The sequence below is a fragment of the Candidatus Tectomicrobia bacterium genome (assembly GCA_016192135.1).
GTDB lineage: Bacteria > UBA8248 > UBA8248 > UBA8248 > UBA8248 > 2-12-FULL-69-37.
Map to the genome: position 1 here is coordinate 165,252 of JACPUR010000041.1, position 15,518 is coordinate 180,769.

General features: G+C 66.9%; 15 protein-coding genes. 12 read left to right on the top strand and 3 right to left on the bottom strand.

Going from position 1 to position 15,518, the window contains the following annotated elements; translation table 11 throughout:
• Window positions 1-46: 46 nt before the first annotated feature.
• The 5 genes from HYZ11_18265 (at window position 47) to HYZ11_18285 (ending at window position 6,178) form a co-directional block, all read left to right on the top strand.
• Entirely contained in the window at window positions 47-988 is a 942-nt protein-coding gene (locus HYZ11_18265) for a tRNA-dihydrouridine synthase (protein ID MBI3129557.1), read from the top strand.
• A complete protein-coding gene (locus HYZ11_18270; GenBank protein ID MBI3129558.1) occupies window positions 981-1,706 on the top strand; it encodes a dihydroorotate dehydrogenase electron transfer subunit in 726 nt (241 codons plus the stop codon). The genes HYZ11_18265 and HYZ11_18270 overlap by 8 nt, the downstream gene beginning before the upstream one ends.
• A 232-nt stretch (window positions 1,707-1,938) precedes the next feature.
• Window positions 1,939-4,914, top strand: coding sequence for a class I adenylate cyclase (locus HYZ11_18275; GenBank protein ID MBI3129559.1), 2,976 nt, complete (start codon window positions 1,939-1,941; stop codon window positions 4,912-4,914).
• 112 nt (window positions 4,915-5,026) lie between these two features.
• A complete protein-coding gene (locus HYZ11_18280) occupies window positions 5,027-5,275 on the top strand; it encodes a hypothetical protein (GenBank protein ID MBI3129560.1) in 249 nt (82 codons plus the stop codon).
• A gap of 81 nt (window positions 5,276-5,356) precedes the next feature.
• Window positions 5,357-6,178, top strand: coding sequence for a hypothetical protein (locus HYZ11_18285; protein MBI3129561.1), 822 nt, complete (start codon window positions 5,357-5,359; stop codon window positions 6,176-6,178).
• Here HYZ11_18285 and HYZ11_18290 read toward each other — a convergent pair.
• Window positions 6,151-7,035 carry an NAD(P)-dependent oxidoreductase gene (locus tag HYZ11_18290; protein ID MBI3129562.1) on the bottom strand — a complete coding sequence of 295 codons (885 nt, stop codon included), beginning with the start codon at window positions 7,033-7,035 and terminating at the stop codon, window positions 6,151-6,153. The two genes, HYZ11_18285 and HYZ11_18290, sit on opposite strands and share 28 nt — an antisense overlap.
• Window positions 7,036-7,126: 91 nt before the next feature.
• Window positions 7,127-7,870, bottom strand: coding sequence for a glucose 1-dehydrogenase (locus tag HYZ11_18295; protein MBI3129563.1), 744 nt, complete (start codon window positions 7,868-7,870; stop codon window positions 7,127-7,129).
• 68 nt (window positions 7,871-7,938) lie between these two features.
• On the opposite strand from HYZ11_18295, the gene HYZ11_18300 reads away from it, so the two are divergent.
• The 7 genes from HYZ11_18300 (at window position 7,939) to HYZ11_18330 (ending at window position 14,972) form a co-directional block, all read left to right on the top strand.
• Window positions 7,939-8,541 (top strand): VOC family protein, encoded by a 603-nt coding sequence (locus tag HYZ11_18300; protein ID MBI3129564.1) that lies wholly within the window; start codon window positions 7,939-7,941, stop codon window positions 8,539-8,541.
• 57 nt (window positions 8,542-8,598) lie between these two features.
• Complete coding sequence (locus HYZ11_18305) at window positions 8,599-10,368, top strand: chloride channel protein (GenBank protein ID MBI3129565.1); 1,770 nt, start codon at window positions 8,599-8,601, stop codon at window positions 10,366-10,368.
• Window positions 10,369-10,411: 43 nt separating this feature from the next.
• Window positions 10,412-11,428, top strand: a complete 1,017-nt coding sequence (locus HYZ11_18310; GenBank protein MBI3129566.1) for a Gfo/Idh/MocA family oxidoreductase — start codon at window positions 10,412-10,414, stop codon at window positions 11,426-11,428.
• Window positions 11,429-11,445: 17 nt separating this feature from the next.
• A complete protein-coding gene (locus HYZ11_18315) occupies window positions 11,446-12,105 on the top strand; it encodes a 1-acyl-sn-glycerol-3-phosphate acyltransferase (GenBank protein ID MBI3129567.1) in 660 nt (219 codons plus the stop codon).
• A 68-nt stretch (window positions 12,106-12,173) separates the two neighbouring features.
• Window positions 12,174-12,920, top strand: coding sequence for an SDR family oxidoreductase (locus tag HYZ11_18320; protein ID MBI3129568.1), 747 nt, complete (start codon window positions 12,174-12,176; stop codon window positions 12,918-12,920).
• A gap of 23 nt (window positions 12,921-12,943) precedes the next feature.
• Window positions 12,944-13,648 carry a sulfurtransferase gene (locus tag HYZ11_18325; protein MBI3129569.1) on the top strand — a complete coding sequence of 235 codons (705 nt, stop codon included), beginning with the start codon at window positions 12,944-12,946 and terminating at the stop codon, window positions 13,646-13,648.
• Window positions 13,649-13,946: 298 nt separating this feature from the next.
• Window positions 13,947-14,972: an ABC transporter substrate-binding protein gene (locus HYZ11_18330; protein MBI3129570.1), complete on the top strand. Its 1,026-nt coding sequence runs from the start codon at window positions 13,947-13,949 to the stop codon at window positions 14,970-14,972.
• 67 nt (window positions 14,973-15,039) lie between these two features.
• Here the strand turns inward: HYZ11_18330 and HYZ11_18335 are convergent, their stop codons facing one another.
• Window positions 15,040-15,426, bottom strand: a complete 387-nt coding sequence (locus tag HYZ11_18335; protein ID MBI3129571.1) for a cupin domain-containing protein — start codon at window positions 15,424-15,426, stop codon at window positions 15,040-15,042.
• Between the last annotated feature and the right edge of the window lie 92 nt (window positions 15,427-15,518).

The following is a 15,518-nucleotide window of genomic DNA, read 5'->3' on the forward strand; positions in this document are numbered from 1 at the left end:
CCCGTATACTGAAGCGAAGGCTCGCCCCATGGTGAGGTTTTCCAGCTTGAAACCGCTTCCCCCCATCCACCCGCCGCTGGTCAATGCGAGCGGCATTTTGAGCTATCCCGAGGTGTTTCGGGCGTTCGAGAAGGCCGGGGCCTGCCTCGGGGGCTACGTCACCAAGTCCGTCGGGCCGGTGGAGAAGGCGGGGAACGAGAACCCGGTCGTGGTGTACAGCGAGGAGAAGGATGCGCCGGTCCTCAATTCCCTGGCGCTTCCCACCCAGAGCCCCGATGACTGGGAGAAGGACCTCTCCACCCTGCGCCTGGAGCGCTCGCGCCTCATCGTCTCCATCTACGGAGGCACGCCCGAGGAGTTCGCTCAGGTGGCGGAGCGGATGGCGCCCTTCGCCGACGCCCTCGAGGTGAACCTCGGCTGCCCGAACAAGGTGCCCGGCGAGCGCACCATCATGGAGAGTATCGGCCAGGTTCCCTCGCTCTCGGGGGAAGTGATCCGTCTCGTGCGGGCCGCGTGCGAGAAGCCTATCGTCGCCAAGCTCTCCCCCAACAGCGACTATCTGGCCGTGGCCGAGGCCTGCCTCGCCGCCGGGGCGGACGCCCTCGGCTGCGGCAATACCCTGGGGCCCGGCCTCGCCATCGACCTCACCTCCCGCCAGCCCATCCTGGCGGGCACGACCGGAGGGGTGAGCGGCCCCGCCCTCAAGCCCATCAACCTGCGGATGACCTACGAGGCCTACGCGCGCTTCCAGTGCCCCATCATCGCCTACGGCGGCATCGCCGCCTGGCGGGACGCCGTCGAGTACACGATGGCGGGCGCCTGCGTGCTCGGCATCGGCACCGCGTTCCTGGGAAAGGGTACCCATGAATCCGCCGCGCTGACCCGCGCCATCTGGGAGGGCGTTCTGGCCTATCTGGACGGCCTTTCCTTCCCCGACCTGGTGGGCGCCGCCCACGGCCTTTCCGCCCCGGACCTCACCCATGCCTGAGATGGTCCGCATCCTGGAGAACCGCCGGGAGAGCCCCTGGACCCGCACGCTCTTCTTCGACAAGGAGATCCCCTGCGCGCCCGGCCAGTTCATGATGGTCTGGCTGCCCCGGGTGGGGGAGAAGCCCTTCACCCTTTCCTATCCCAACGCGATCACGGTGAAGCGGGCGGGCGTTTTCACCGAACGCCTGACAGCCCTTGAGCCAGGGGATTCGGTGGGCCTCCGAGGGCCCCTCGGGAAGGGCTACCCTCCCCTGGAGCGCCCGGCCCTGATCGGGGGGGGCGTGGGAATTGCGGAACTGAGGCTCCTGGCTCTCGCCTGCGAGAAACCCACCTTCATCCTGGGCGGCCGCACGGCCGAGGAGATCCTTTTCCTTGAGGAGTTCCGCCGGCTGGGGCCCGTCCACGTCGCCACCGAGGACGGCTCGCTCGGCACCCGCGGCCTCGTCACCGCGCTCCTGCCCGTCGAGGCCTCCGCCTACGCCATCTGCGGCCCCGAGCGGATGATGGCCGCCTGCCTGGACCTCCTGCCCCCCGAACGGACCTACCTCGCGATCGAGCGCTACATGAAATGCGCCGTCGGTCTCTGCGGCCAGTGCACCTGTTCTGGCTGGCGGGTGTGCGTGGATGGCCCTGTATTTCCGGGCGCTTGGGTCCGGGAGATGGAGGATTTCGGCCGCCGGAGGCGTGCCAAGAGCGGCCGCTGGGAAGCCATCTAGGGATTGGTCCGCTTTTATTTTTTCAGAATTTGTGGTAAGAATTAGGCTCAGTCGCAAATGCGGGGGAGGCTGACCGCCGGATGTGCGTGCCGGACCATCCCCTTCGCCGGAAACGTCCTCCCTTGGAGGTGATGAGTCGCCACCTATCGGCTTCGCCCCGGGGATAGCGGGCGGAGCGGGCAATTTCAGGCCGGTGCCCATCATGGGCTCGCCCCGCGCGGAAGAGGCGATCGTGATCTTCAAGAACCTCTTTGGAAAGCGCGAGGAAGAAGACCTCGTGGGCTACGAGGTCGAGGACAGCGGTCAGCCATCCTCCGAAATCAAGGGGCCCGATCAGCTGATCGTCCAGGCGATGAAGATCCGCGCCAAGGGTTTCGCGGACTTCAATAAGCGCAAGATCGCCACCATCCTCGCCAAGATCCGCGATCTGGACCAGGAAATCTTCCAGATACTCCCCGCCCTCGTCCACCTGAACGTGGAAGGGCTCCCCGGCTTCGTCCCTGAGGATGAGCGTCACCACGGCGGCATCGCCGACTACCAGATCGGCGCCGAGGTCTTCCGGCTTCTTCAGCGGCACTTCCCCAGCTCCAAGCTGACCCCCCAGGCCGTTCGTCCCCGGCAGGCCAAGGAGCGGATCATCTATTCGCTCGCCTCCATGGGCAGCCTTGCCACCATCGCCCACACGCCCAAGAGCGACTTCGACATCTGGGTGTGCGTGAACAAGCCCGAATTCACGCCTGAGGCCCTGGAGGCCCTCGCCTTCAGGCTGAAGGAGATCGAGGAGTGGGCCGAGAAGAAGAACCATTTCGAGTCCCACTTCTTCATCACCGACATCACAGAGGCACGCAACAATCACTTCGGCGCGTCCGACTCCGAGAGCGCGGGCTCCGCACTGGGGAAGCTCCTCAAGGAGGAGTTCTTCCGCACGCACACCGTCCTCGCCGGGTATCCGCCCCTGTGGGTCCTCATGCCGCCCCAGGTCTCGGACGAGGAATACGAGCGGCTGCGCGATCTGGCCAAGAAGGATTACCAGCTCGAAACCCGGAAATACATCGATCTCGGCAATGCCCAGCGGATCTCGATGGAGGAAGCCTTCGGGGCGGCGCTGTGGCAGCTCAACAAGGCACTTGGCAGCCCGTTCAAGTCGGCCATGAAGATGGGGCTGATCGAGGACTACATGGACCCGGAGACGGATCCTGTCCTGCTGTGCGACCGCCTGAAGGAGGCTATCGGTGAGATCGCCTCCAAGCCCATGCAAAGGGGGGACTTGGACAGCCTCGGCGGCGACTGCCTGCTGGACGAACACCCGAAGCGCTTCGAACTGGACGGCTACCTCCTCATGTTCCACCGCATCCTCGGCTACTACCGAAGGAAGGGGAAAGAGGACCTCGAGGACATTCTGCGGAAATGCTTCTATCTCAAGGTCGGCGAGAAGATCGCCGGCGTCAACGACCCCGCCCGGGCCAAGTCGCCCAAGAAGGACATGCTCGGCATCCTGGTGGAGGGCTGGGGGTGGGAGAATGAGAAAATTCTCCACCTCAACAAGTTCAAGGAGTGGCCTTTCGATCAGTCCGTCACGCTGGGCAAGGAAGTAAACAGCTTCATCATCGACTCCTACAAGCGGCTTTCCCAGGCCGGCGCCACGTCCCAGGTGCAGATCAATCCCACCGACCTCACCGTCCTGGGCCGAAAGCTTTTCACCTTCTACTCCAAGAAAGAAAACAAGGTCGACTTCCTGCCGCGCATCTTCGACGACAGCCTGCATCAGGACCATCTCACGTTCGGCTTTTCGGCGGGTGCCCCGGGGACGTCCCCCACCTGGCGGGTGTACCGGGATGCCGTCTCCCCCACCGAACTCTCCAGCCCCACCTCCGCGGCGAAGCGCCTGCGTCAGTCGCAGAACCTCGCCTCGCTGCTGGCCTGGCTCGTGGTCAACGGGATATGGACGCGCAGCACCCACGTGAGCCTGGCTTCGAAGGAAGCCCCCCTGACGGTGGCGGATCTCCAGGACATGCTGGGAGGGATGCGGGATTTCCTGCCCAGGATCGACGTGGGCCATCTCTCCAACACCCAGCTCCTCGGAGAGGCCCAGGTCGAGAAGGTCTTCGCCATCCTGAACCTCTGCGAGCCGAAACTGAGCGAGCGCATCGTACGCCTCAATGTGCTCTATGAGACGACATGGGGCGAGGTTTTCGGCGAGGCGCACGACCCGGCGGACATGACCTCCTCCCTCTGCATCTGCCTCCGGGCGCTTCCCCGCGAGGGAGTCAACTACCGGGAGGCTTTCAAGGTCCTGATTCCCTCCGGCAAGGCCGGTGTCTCCAACCGCGCCATGTTCGTGGATTTCGAGCAGCTCGTGCACGAGGCGGCCGAGTTCTTCTACGGCACGCCGCTCCCGCCGCGGACGGTGCGCTCGTTCGTCTTCCAGAGCGAGAGAATGGTTTCCGTCGTCTCGTGGGGCGGCGGGAAGATCCACTCGGAGTTCTTCCCCACCTTCGACGATTTCTATCAGAAGCGGGAGACGGGGAAGTTTCAGGGCTTCGAGATGAAGGTGGCTTCCTCGCCGTCGAAACTCGTCCCCCAGCAGCTCATGGCGGCGAACCTGAAGCCCAATACGATTCAGATCATCGTCTGCGACGACGGCATCAAGGCCCGGCTCTACGTCTCGGACGAGATGGGCGGGACGATGTTCGTCGCCCTCAGCTCCAAATCGTGGCTTCCTTACGCCGTCAAGGCGGCGGCCTTCCTGCAGAACGCCGCCAAGCGCCTGGCTGGCGAACCGGCCCGGGCCGAGCTGCGACTCCCTCCTCCCGGCTTCGGCGTCTGCTACATCGGCCCCCGGGGAGCCAACCGGGAAGGCTACCGCGTGGAAGACATGACCCAGACGGTACTGGCCCAGGATACGAACCCCGCCGAGATCCGCTGCGTGGCCGAGGAAACCGCCGGCGGGAAGAAGGCCATCGTCATCCAGATGGAGGGCGCCGCTTTCTCGAGCTCGGACCACGGCGCCGACCTATTTCGCAATGCGGCCGCCTACATCTACGAGGCCCGCGGCCGGAAATCGAAGAACTACATATTCGTCGGCGATTGCCTCCTTCCCGCCTCCTTCCGGGAAAGGTTCTGCCCCCAGGGGGCAAAGGGGACGCACTATCTGGCCTACCGGAAATTCATCGAGGGCAAGCTGAACCAGGCGCTCCAGGCGCTCTAGCCGGCCTTGACTCGCATCTTCTTGACACCCCCCGGATGGATCACTAACCTGACCGCGGATGGATCGCGCGGGTGAGGTTCCGCTGCCTGGGCGGAAGGAGTTTTCCTTGGGTTTGAGCGACGTTCAGCGGCGCCGGCAGGAAGGCCGCTTGCTGGCCGAGAGGCTGAGCCAGATCCTGTCTGGCAGCATTCCCGGCATCGACCTGGACATCCGCTTCACCTATGTCGAGGACAGCTTCCGCCTGTGGTGGGGGGAGCGGGGTGACGAGGACTCCTCCGTCATCATCACCTTCGATCAGCTCCGCCTCATGAACGACGAGGAACTCCGCCAGATCATCCGCCAGGCCGCGGCAGGCCGATGAACGCCTCACCGCAGCGTCCGGTTCCAATCCGTGGTGCGCGCCGCCGCGCCTATCCGAGCCGCCCGGGAGAACCCGCCTCCCGTGGATTCCCTTCTCCTCGGGCTTGATCGCCTCGGCGCGCACGATGCCCGCCTGATCGCCTGGGGCGTCCTCGCATTTGCCGCGATTCTGGCCCCCGTCCTGGCCTGGAAGCTTGCCCGCCAGCGGGCCGATCTGCGGGACATGGTCTCTGCCCTCCGCGAAGCGACCAAGGCGGGCGGCACCCTTCCTTATATCGCCGGCGCCCGCACCGCCTCCGCCCGGGCCCTCCCCGCCGATCTGATGGCCTGGGCCCGCCGCCACTCGCATCAGATCCAATGGATGAGGGCCTGGACCCAGAAGCAGGGCCAGGAATGGGATTCCCTGCATGAGCAGCTCTCTTGGCTCGCGCAGGAGCACGCCTCGGGTCCCGGGCCTGGGGGAATGGAGGACACGCTGGCCCGCGCGGCCGCGGCGATGGAGGAGGCGCTCCAGGCCGCCCTCGTCCTCACCCGCTCGCTGAAGGCGGGGCAGGAATCCGGCGCCGCCGCCGAGACTCTCGATCTCCGGGATGCGTTAGGAAGGATGACCCGCTTCCTCGCGGAAGGGGCCCAGCTCCTGGACGGAGCGCAGCGGCGGCTCGCCACGGGGGAGGATGGGGCCGAGTGGCCGTTGGAGAGGGCTTCCCTCATCCGCCGGATGCGGGCCCTCGCCTCCTCGGCGGCCGAAGAGCACCGGAAGATGGAGGGCGACCTCGCCAAGCTGTTGGAAGGCTTTCTTCCGGAAGAGGCCCCGCCCGGCGAGGAATCGGTTTCGGCCGTGCTTGATCCGCCCCCGTCAGAGCCTCATAAACCTACTCAAGACAGGTTCGCCAACTCCTTGTAAATGCGAAAGATGGAGCTTCCATCTTCCATCTCCCGGCCCTTGCTCCGCTGGGACATGTAGAGATGCTCCAGGAGCCCGATCAGGGGGGTCGGGGAGTTGGCATCCTTCGCCGAGCCGATGATGCAATCGATGTCCTTCATCACAATCGTGATGGGGCCCGAAGGGGGGAAGTTGCCTGCCAGCATGTCCTTCCCCCGCACCTGCAGCACGTTCGAGGCCGCCGCCCCGGAGCAGAGGGTGTCGAGCATGACGTCGGCGGGGAGGCCCGCCTTGAGGCCCAGGGTGAGCCCCTCGGCGGCACCCGCCATGTTGATGAACAGGACGAGGTTCACCACCAGCTTGAGCTGGGCGGCCATGCCGTTCCGCTCGCCCACGTAGACCGTCTTTTTCCCGATGGCGTCGAAGGCCGGCTTGACCTTCTCGAAGGCCGCCTTCGGGCCCGAGGACATGACCACCAGATCCTTCACCGCCGCCTGCTTCCCCACCCCGCTCACCGGGCAGTCGAGCCAAGCGACGCCTTTCCCCTGCGCCTTCTCGGCCATCGCCCGGGCGAACTTGGGCGGCACCGTGCTCATGTCGGCGATGACGGCCTCCCGGCCGATGCCCTCCAGCACCCCGCCCGGCCCCTCCACCGCCTTCTCGACGTAGGTATAGTTGGGCAGGGAGGTCATCACCAGGTCCGCGCCCCGGGCCGCATCCGCCGGGGAGGCCGCGCGGCGGAGCTTCTTGCCCTGGAACTTTCCGTACATCGCCTCGGCGGGATCATAGCCCGCCACCTCATATCCCGCGTCCAGCAGATGGCCCGCGAAGGCCCCTCCCATCACGCCCAAGCCCACAACCCCGACCTTGATGCTCACGGATGCGCTCCTCCTGGATAAGACGGAAGATTCCGGGCCGCCATGACGAACCGAATCTAGACCACGCGCTCCGCCGGGTAAAGGGCGTTCCTTAATGGACGATGTAGCCCCCGTCCACCACGAGGTTATGGCCGTGGACGTAATCCGCCTCGCCCGAGACAAGATACGCCACGGCGGAGGCAATCTCCTCCGGCGTCCCGAACCGCCCCGCCGGCACGTCCCGCAGGCGCTGCTCCAACTCCCCCGGCCGGCGGCCCGCCAGGAAGCCCTCGGTGCCGATGGGGCCCGGGCTCACCGCGTTCACCCGGATGCCCTCGGCCGCCAGCTCCAGGGCCATGGATCGCGTGAGCTGGATGAGGGCGGCCTTCGTCAGGTTATAGATGGCGCCGTAGCGGGAGGCGACCATGCCGAGCTGGCTCGCGATGTGAACGATGCAGCCTCCCCCCTGGGCGCGCATGAGGGGCAGCACGGCCTGGCTGGCGAAGAAGGGGCAGCGGAGATTGACCCCCACCACGCGCTCGAATTCCTCTTGAGAGAAATCCCCGAAAGCCTGCCGCGCACGGATGCCGGCGTTGTTGACGAGGATGTCCACGCCCCCGAGAGCCTCCTTTGCGGCGGCCACCATGGCCTCGGGGGCTTCCTTTCGCGCGAGATCGAACATGCCCCAGGCCGAATCCGCCCCGGCCTCCGAGGCCGCCTCCTTCAACTCGGCCTCCGTCCCATCCGCCGCCAGGTACACCGCCGCCCCCTCCCGGGCCAGCCGGAGCGCGATGGCCCGCCCGATCCCCCGCGAGGCCCCCGTGACGATCGCCCGCCTGCCGTCGAGCCTTGCCATGCCGGTTTCTCCTCAGGTGAAGATGCGCTAAGATTGCCGGGCCGGACGCAAGCCAGGAGGGAGCGAAAATGGCCAGGCCCGCCCGCCCCTTTGAAGGCATCCAGCACGTCGCCATCAAGGTGTCGGATATCGAACGCTCGCTCCGATTCTACACCGAGGTGCTGGGATTTTCGGTTTCGGAGATTCGCCAGCCGGGGGAGCACCCGGTCCTCCCCGATGTGGGGCTCTGCTTCATCCGGTGCACCGGCCTGCACCACGACATCAACCTCGTCTTCCGCCGCGGCAGGGACCCCGAGCTTGAGGCGCTTCCCAAGATCGACCAGGGGACCACGAAAGACCTGGGCATCCATCACTTCGCCCTCCGGGTCCGGGACAGGGCGGAGTTCAACGGCTGGGAGGCCTGGCTGCGGGAGAACGGCATCGCCATCGTGCGCGGCCCCGTGGTCCACAGCCCCACCCATCCCGAGGGGGACGGCACCTGGGGCGAGAACCGCGCCCTCTACTTCTGCGACCCCGACGGGCACCGCATCGAGATCTTCTGTGAGATGGCCGAAATGGATCCCCGCACCAACGGAATCGACCCCCGCTGGTACGCCGAGCGCCTCCGCCAGGACGGCCAGGATCCCTCCCGGTTTCCGCCCGCTCCTCCCTTTCGGCCTGTCGCGCCCTGACACGCTTCCGTCCGGCTTCCGCCTCCGCATGGCGGAGGACAAAATGAGCCACCGCACATGACCTGGAAAAACCTCCAGATCCGGATCCTCGGCTGGCTGATGCACTTCGGCTTCGGCGCGGATGCGGTGTTCTACGTCCTTACCATCCTGGTGGGGCTCCTGGCCGGGCTGACGGCGGTCGGGTTCCATATGGCGATGGATCAAGTCCAGCTTCTCCTGCTCGGGGCCCGCAACGTCATCGAAATTACACGCCCCTGGTATCTTCTTCCCCTCATTCCGGCGGGCGGCGCGCTGATCGCGGCGATCCTGATGAAGCTGTTCGTGCCCGAGGCGCGCGGCAGCGGCATCCCCTACACCAAGATCGCCTACGTCGCCAACAACGGCTACATCCCCGCGCGGGTATGGATCGGCAAGTTTTTCATCGGCGCCTTGAACATCGGCTCGGGCTCCAGCCTGGGCCGCGAGGGCCCCACCGTCCAGATATGCGGCGGGCTGGCCAGCTCCATCGGCCGGCTGTTCTCCCTTCGCCGGGAGCGCATCCAGGCGCTGGTCCCGGTGGGGGCGGCGGCCGGCCTAGCGGCGGCCTTCAACACCCCCATCGCGGCCGTGACCTTCACGCTCGAGGAGATGGTGGGCGACCTGAACGCCCGCGTCCTGGGGTCCATCGTCCTGGCCTCGGTCTCGGCGGCCGTGGTGGAGCGCGCCCTCCTGGGAGGCGATCCCATCTTCATCGTGCCGATCTATTCGCTGGGAAGCCCCTGGGAGCTTTTTCTCTACGCAGTGGTCGGAATCGCCAGCGCCCTGGCGGGAGTCGCCTTCATGCGGACGCTCCTCTTCATCCGCGGCCAGTGGAAGAAGCTGGGCGGCGGCTGGCTCTCCGTCCTGGCCACCGCCCTGGGCGGGCTCGCCGTCGGGCTCATGGCGCTGGCCGTGCCCGAGGTGCTGGGCGCGGGCTACAGCGCGCTGAACAAGGCCCTGGCGGCCGGCTACGCGCCCGGGTTCCTGGCCATGTTGCTCGTGTTCAAGCTGGTGTCGACCGCCGTATCCTACGGCACCGGGTCGGCGGGCGGAATCTTCTTTCCGGTCCTCTGCCTGGGCGCCGTCTCGGGAGGGCTTGTCGCCGAGACCGCGAACTTCCTCGTGCCGGGCCTCATCTCGCACCCGGGCAGCTTCGCGCTGGTGGGGATGGGGGCCTCCTTCGCCGCCGTCATCCGGACGCCGATGACGTCGGTGCTCATCATTTTCGAGCTCACCCAGGACTACAACACCATCCTCGCCCTGATGGTGGCGAACGCCGTCGCCTTCGGGCTGGCGAAGCGTCTCCACCCCCAGTCCATCTATCCCTCTCTTTCCCTGCAGGATGGGGTCGCCCTGCCCGACCATGAGACGGAGCACCTGCTCCACGAGATCCACGTCGCCGATGCGATGGTGACCGACGTCTTCTCCCTGCCCTCCCGCATGACCGTCCGGGAGGCCATCGAGCGGACACGCGATCTCCCCTTCAGCGGGTACCCCGTGCTGGACGAGAAGGGCAAGCTCGCCGGCATGGTAAGCCAGTACGACTTCAACCAGGCCCGGGCCAAGCAGAGCCTCGATGTCCCGCTCGCCGCCGTCGCCACCCGCAACTACATCCTTCACGCCCATCCGGACCAGTCGCTCGATTCCGTCATGGCGAAGCTCGGCTCGCGGCGCATCTCGCGCCTGCCCGTCGTGAGCCGCGAGGACCCCACCCGGCTCCTGGGCATCATCACCGCCGAGGACGTCATCTCGGCGTTCGGCAAGACACGCCACGAGAGGATGGCGGGGGAGGAGAGCCAGCCTTCCTGACCGATCCGGCGAAACCCGTATCCTGGACGAAGGGGATTTGAAGATGCCGAATGGGCCTGTGAGCACCTGCATCGTCGGCCTGGGGTGGTGGGGGGGCGAGCACGCCAAGGCCGCCCGCCGGGTGGAGAACCTGCGGGTCACCGCTTGCTTCGCCCGGGATTCCGGCAAACGCGCGGCCTTCGCCCGTGAGCACGGCTGCCGCACGATGGAGAGCTGGGAGGCCGTCCTCCGCGATTCCGGGATCGAGGCCCTCATCCTCGCCACGCCGCACTCCACCCACGCCCGATTCGTCGAGGAGGCGGCCTCGGCCGGGAAGCACGTCCTCGTCGAGAAGCCCTTCGTCCTCCACGTCCCCGACGGGCAGCGCGCCATCGCCGCCTGCGAGCGCGCGGGCGTCCGCCTGGCGGTGGGCCACCAGCGCCGCTGCCAGCCCGCCCACCGCGAGCTCAAGCGCCTCATCGAGAGCGGAAAGCTCGGGCAGATCGTCCAGATCGAAGGGAACTTCTCCTACGACTTCGGCTTCCGGCTCGACCTCGCAAGCTGGCGGGCCGACCCCGCCGAGAGCCCGGCCGGGAGCATGACGGGGCTGGGCATCCACCACGCCGACACGCTCCAGTACCTCTTGGAGCCGGTGAAGCGCCTCTCCGCCCTGAGCCGATCCGTCCACCCCCGCACCCCCCTGGACGACGTGACGGGCGTCCTGCTCGAGTTCGAGAGCGGGCCGGTCGGCTACCTCGGCACCAACATGCTCACCCCCAAGGTCTTTTACATCCGTCTCCACGGCACCGGGGGAAACGCCTGGGCCGAGAGCGAGGGGACGATCCTGACCCTGCATCTTAAGGACGCGAAGGAGCCCGAGGTCACGCGCTACCCGGTGGAGGGGGACCCGGTGACCCATCCGCTGGCCGAGGGGCAGGCCGAGTTCGCCGCCGCTATCCGGGAGAACCGAGCGCCCGAGGTGGACGGCGCGGCGGGGCTTCGGGCCAGCGCCATCCTCGAGGGAATCACCGTTTCCGCCCGGGAGAACCGGACAATCGACCTGGCCGAGCTCTACGAATGAGCGGAGCGGCGGACGAAATGACGGACAAGAGGGAAGAAGACCGGCTGCCCGCGGGGCACCAGCCGCGCTGGGCGAAGTTCCTGGTGCGGGGGCTCATCCGACTGGCGTACGGGGGGGCGGAGGTGGCCGGGCTGGAGCACGTCCCCCGACAGGGACCCCTCATCATCGCCCCCACCCACCGCAGCTATCTGGACCCGATCATCCTGAGCGCCTTCCTGCCCCGCGTCATCTACTGCATGGCGAAGCGGGAGCTGTTCGCGCACCCGCTCCTGGGCTTCCCCGTCCGCTTCTTCGGGTCGTTCCCCGTGGACCGGGGAGCCGCCCGCGGAAGCACCTTTCGTGTGGCGCTTCGGCTGCTCCGCCTGGGGGGGACCGTGGTCGTCTTCCCCGAGGGGGGCATCGTCGCCAAGATGGGGGAAGAACTGAAGGCGGGAATGGGTGCCCTCGCCTCCATGAGCGGCGCCCCCGTGCTGCCCGTTTACCTGGCGGGATCGAATACCTTGTTCAGCTGGCGCGAGGCGATTTCGGATTCCCCCCGGCTCGTCTTCCGGGTGGGCCCTCCCATCACCGTGCCGGAGCGGCGGGGCCGGGAGGGCCGGGAGGAGATGACCCGCCGGGTGATGGCGGCCCTGGGCGGGCTGGAGCGTGCTTCGGGCGTGCAAACGCCGGAGCGTTGAGGCGCGGCGGGGCGCATGCTACAAGGGCTTGACTTCATCCTTCCGCCGATATTTTAAAGGATCCCTCCATGCCGATTCGCTTCGAGTTCAATGGGCGCAAGGTCATCCTCACCGGGGCGGCCGGGGACATGGGCCGGCGCATCCTCAGGGGCTTCCTCGAAGCCGGGGCCCGCGTCTACGCCACCGACCGGGAGGGTCCCCGCCTCGACGCCCTCGAGGGCCCCTCCGGCCAATCGAAGAAAGGCGCCTGCGACCTGACGAACGTGCCGGACATCCGGCGCGCGATGCGGGAGGCGCTGGGCTGGCTGGGCGGCCTGGACGTGCTGGTGAACGTCGCGGGCTATATGCCTATCCGCCCGCCCCTGGAGCTCAAGGAGAGCGACTGGGCGGCCATCCTGGGCGTCAACCTGCTCGCCCCCTACTACTGCATCCAGGAGACGGCCGAGGCGCTCAAGGCCTCGGGCTCGGGGCGCATCATCAGCTTCGCCTCGATCGCCGGGAAGATGGGTGGGATCGGCCCCAACCTCCCCTACGCGGCGGCCAAGGCGGGCCTCCTGGCCATGACCTACAACCTGGCGCGCGAGCTGGCCAAGACAGGCGTGACGGTCAACTGCATCCTCCCCGGCCCGGCCGACACCGGCCTCCATTTCGAGTCCCCGCCCGAGATGCTCGCCAAGGCGCGGCAGGCCCACCCCATGGGACGCCTCACCACGCCGGACGACGTCTGGCAGGCGGTCCTCTTCCTCGCCAGCGAGGAGGCGGCCCACATCAACGGCGAGGCCCTGGACGTGAACGGCGGATTCTGGACGGACTGACCATTCTGCAGGAGAGAAACGCCATGGCAACCGACAATCCCAAAGGGTACGCGAACCCGGGCCTGCTCTGGACTCCCGCCCGGCTCCACGCGCGGCTCGGCGACCCGAACCTGCGCATCATCGACACGCGGCCCGGCGAGCGCTTCGCCATGGGCCACATCCCCGGCGCCCGGCACTTCGACGTGTACGGGATCAACTGCGACGACACGGACGAGGCGCCACTCCAGTCCTTCCTGCGGATGTGGGCTTTCCTGCTCGGGAACCGCGGCGTCTCCTTCGGCAACACCATCGTTTTCTATGACGACATCACCGGGAACACCTGCGTGCGGGGCTTCTGGTTCCTGGAGCTCTTCGGCCACCCGGACGTGCATGTCCTGGACGGGGGATACAAGGCCTGGGAGCGCGCGGGCCTCCCTACGGCGCGGGACGCCGAGGTGCCCCAGGCGGCCAGGTTCGAGTACACCCTGAACCGGCATTGCCTCGCGACCTATAAGGACGTGCTGGCGGCCATCGGGGACGGGAATCACCTGCTCCTCGACACCCGCTCCGAGGGCGAATGGCGGGGCACCTCCAAGCGCGCCGGCCGGGGAGGCGCCCTGCCCGGCGCGGTCTGGCAGGAGTGGGTCCACCATCTCACGCCGGAGGGGGAGATGAAACCCGCCGCCGAGCTGCGGGCGCAGTTCGAGGCGATCGGGGTGACGCCCGAGAAGGAAGTCACCGCCTACTGACAGACGGGCTACCGTGCGGCGCACGGTTACCTGGCCCTCCGGCTCCTGGGCTATACCCACGTTCGGAACTATGTGGGCTCCTGGAACGAGTGGGGGAACCGCCCGGACCTCCCCGTCGAGATCCTCGGGGCCTGATACCCTTGACACGGCAAAAAGAATCCTCGACAAAAGTCCCGGCATTCCCTAGAATTTCGCCACTGCTCATGTCTTTTAATCGCCTGCCCTCCCGTCCACCCGCTCCTCGGGTACGCGGGAGGCATTGCAGGTCCGTCATTAGGCGCCAGGGGGAGGATCTGGAATGAAAAAACCCGGCATCGGTTTGTTGTCCCTTTCGGCCGGATTCGCGCTCGCGCTCGCCACGGCGGCCCAGGCGGCCCAGCCTAAGCTCAACGTGGGGGCCGTCAGCAACACGGGCGCCATGGTGGTCTTCGTCGCGGCGGACAAGGGCTTCTTCGCCAAGCACGGCCTGGATGGCAAGGCCATCGTGCGCAACACGGGCCCCGAGCTCAGCAAGGCCGTGGACACCGGCGAGGTCGACTACGGCGCCGCCAACATCGCCAACATCCCGGCCGCCCTGGAGCGCGGGCTCAACGTGAAGGCCGTGGTGGGCTACGTGGGTGGCTCCTATTCCAAATCGACGGACGATAACATGCTAGGCATCGTCGTCCGCCCCGACTCGGGCATCAATTCCATCGCCGACCTCAAGGGAAAGAAGGTGGGCACCACCTTCGGCTCGATCAACGACGTCTATCTCGTGCAGATGATCCGGAAGAACGGCCTGACGGAAGGGGCCGTCAACCGCGTCAACGCCTCCAATCCTTCGATGGCCGCGCTCTTCGACAGCGGCGGCATCCACGCGATGGCGGCTTGGGAGCCCTACGTCACCAACATGCTCAAGAAGGTGAAGGGAGCCAAGCTCATCAGCCGGGGCGGGGACCTCGTGTGCTTCTGCACCGCCTTGCACGGCAAACCGCAGACGGTCTACAAGGACCGGAGCGCCACCCAGAAGTTCGTGGACGCGATGTCCGAGGCCGCGGCCTTCGTGCGCGACCCCAAGAACCTGAATGAGATTGGGCAGATCGGCTCGCGCTACATCCGCGGCATGGACGCCGACCTGATCAAGAGCACGCACAAGTTCTGGATCTACGACATGCGTCTGGGCAAGAACTCCCACAAGGCCTTCAACGAATCGGTGAAGATTCTGATCGATCAGAAGAAGATGAAGAAGCCCTTCGACCCGGCGAAATACTATGACACCAGTTTCATCGAGAACACGATGAAGCGCCACCCCGAGTGGTTCAAGGATCTCCCGGGGGAGTCCTAGGCCCGAAGCTTTGCCGGCCGGCCGGGGAGGCCCCGGCCGGCCGGTTCGTCCCAGGGCGCCCGCCCCGTCAGTCCACGAACACTTTCCCGCTCTGGTACGGCCCGCCGCACCCTCCGTAGCCGCCCACGCCGTGGATGGGCTCGGTGTCGGAAGTGTTGACCGTGGAGTGGATCTCCCCGCGGGGAATGGAGATGAAATCCCCCGGCACGGTTTCGAACGTCCGCCTCTCCTCCCCGATGTACCAGAGCGCCTTCGGCCCGGAGAGGTGATACCAGATGAGGTCGCCGTTGGCATGGTAGTGGGGCCGGCTCTTCTTGGCCGGGGGGAAGATGGTGCGGTAGAGCGTGACGCTCTTCACGCCGCAGGTTTCCTCGGTCAGCCCGTAGTGCATCTCGAAGCCGGGCTCGTAGACCAAATCCGGGTCTTGGTTCGCATTCCTGACCACCACAGCCATCGTGCTCTCCCCTTTTGTTGATTCGGGCCGGCGCCCGCGTCGGAGGAGGGGCCTCCGCTCCCCAGGCCGGCGCGCCGCCCCCGGCATCTGCC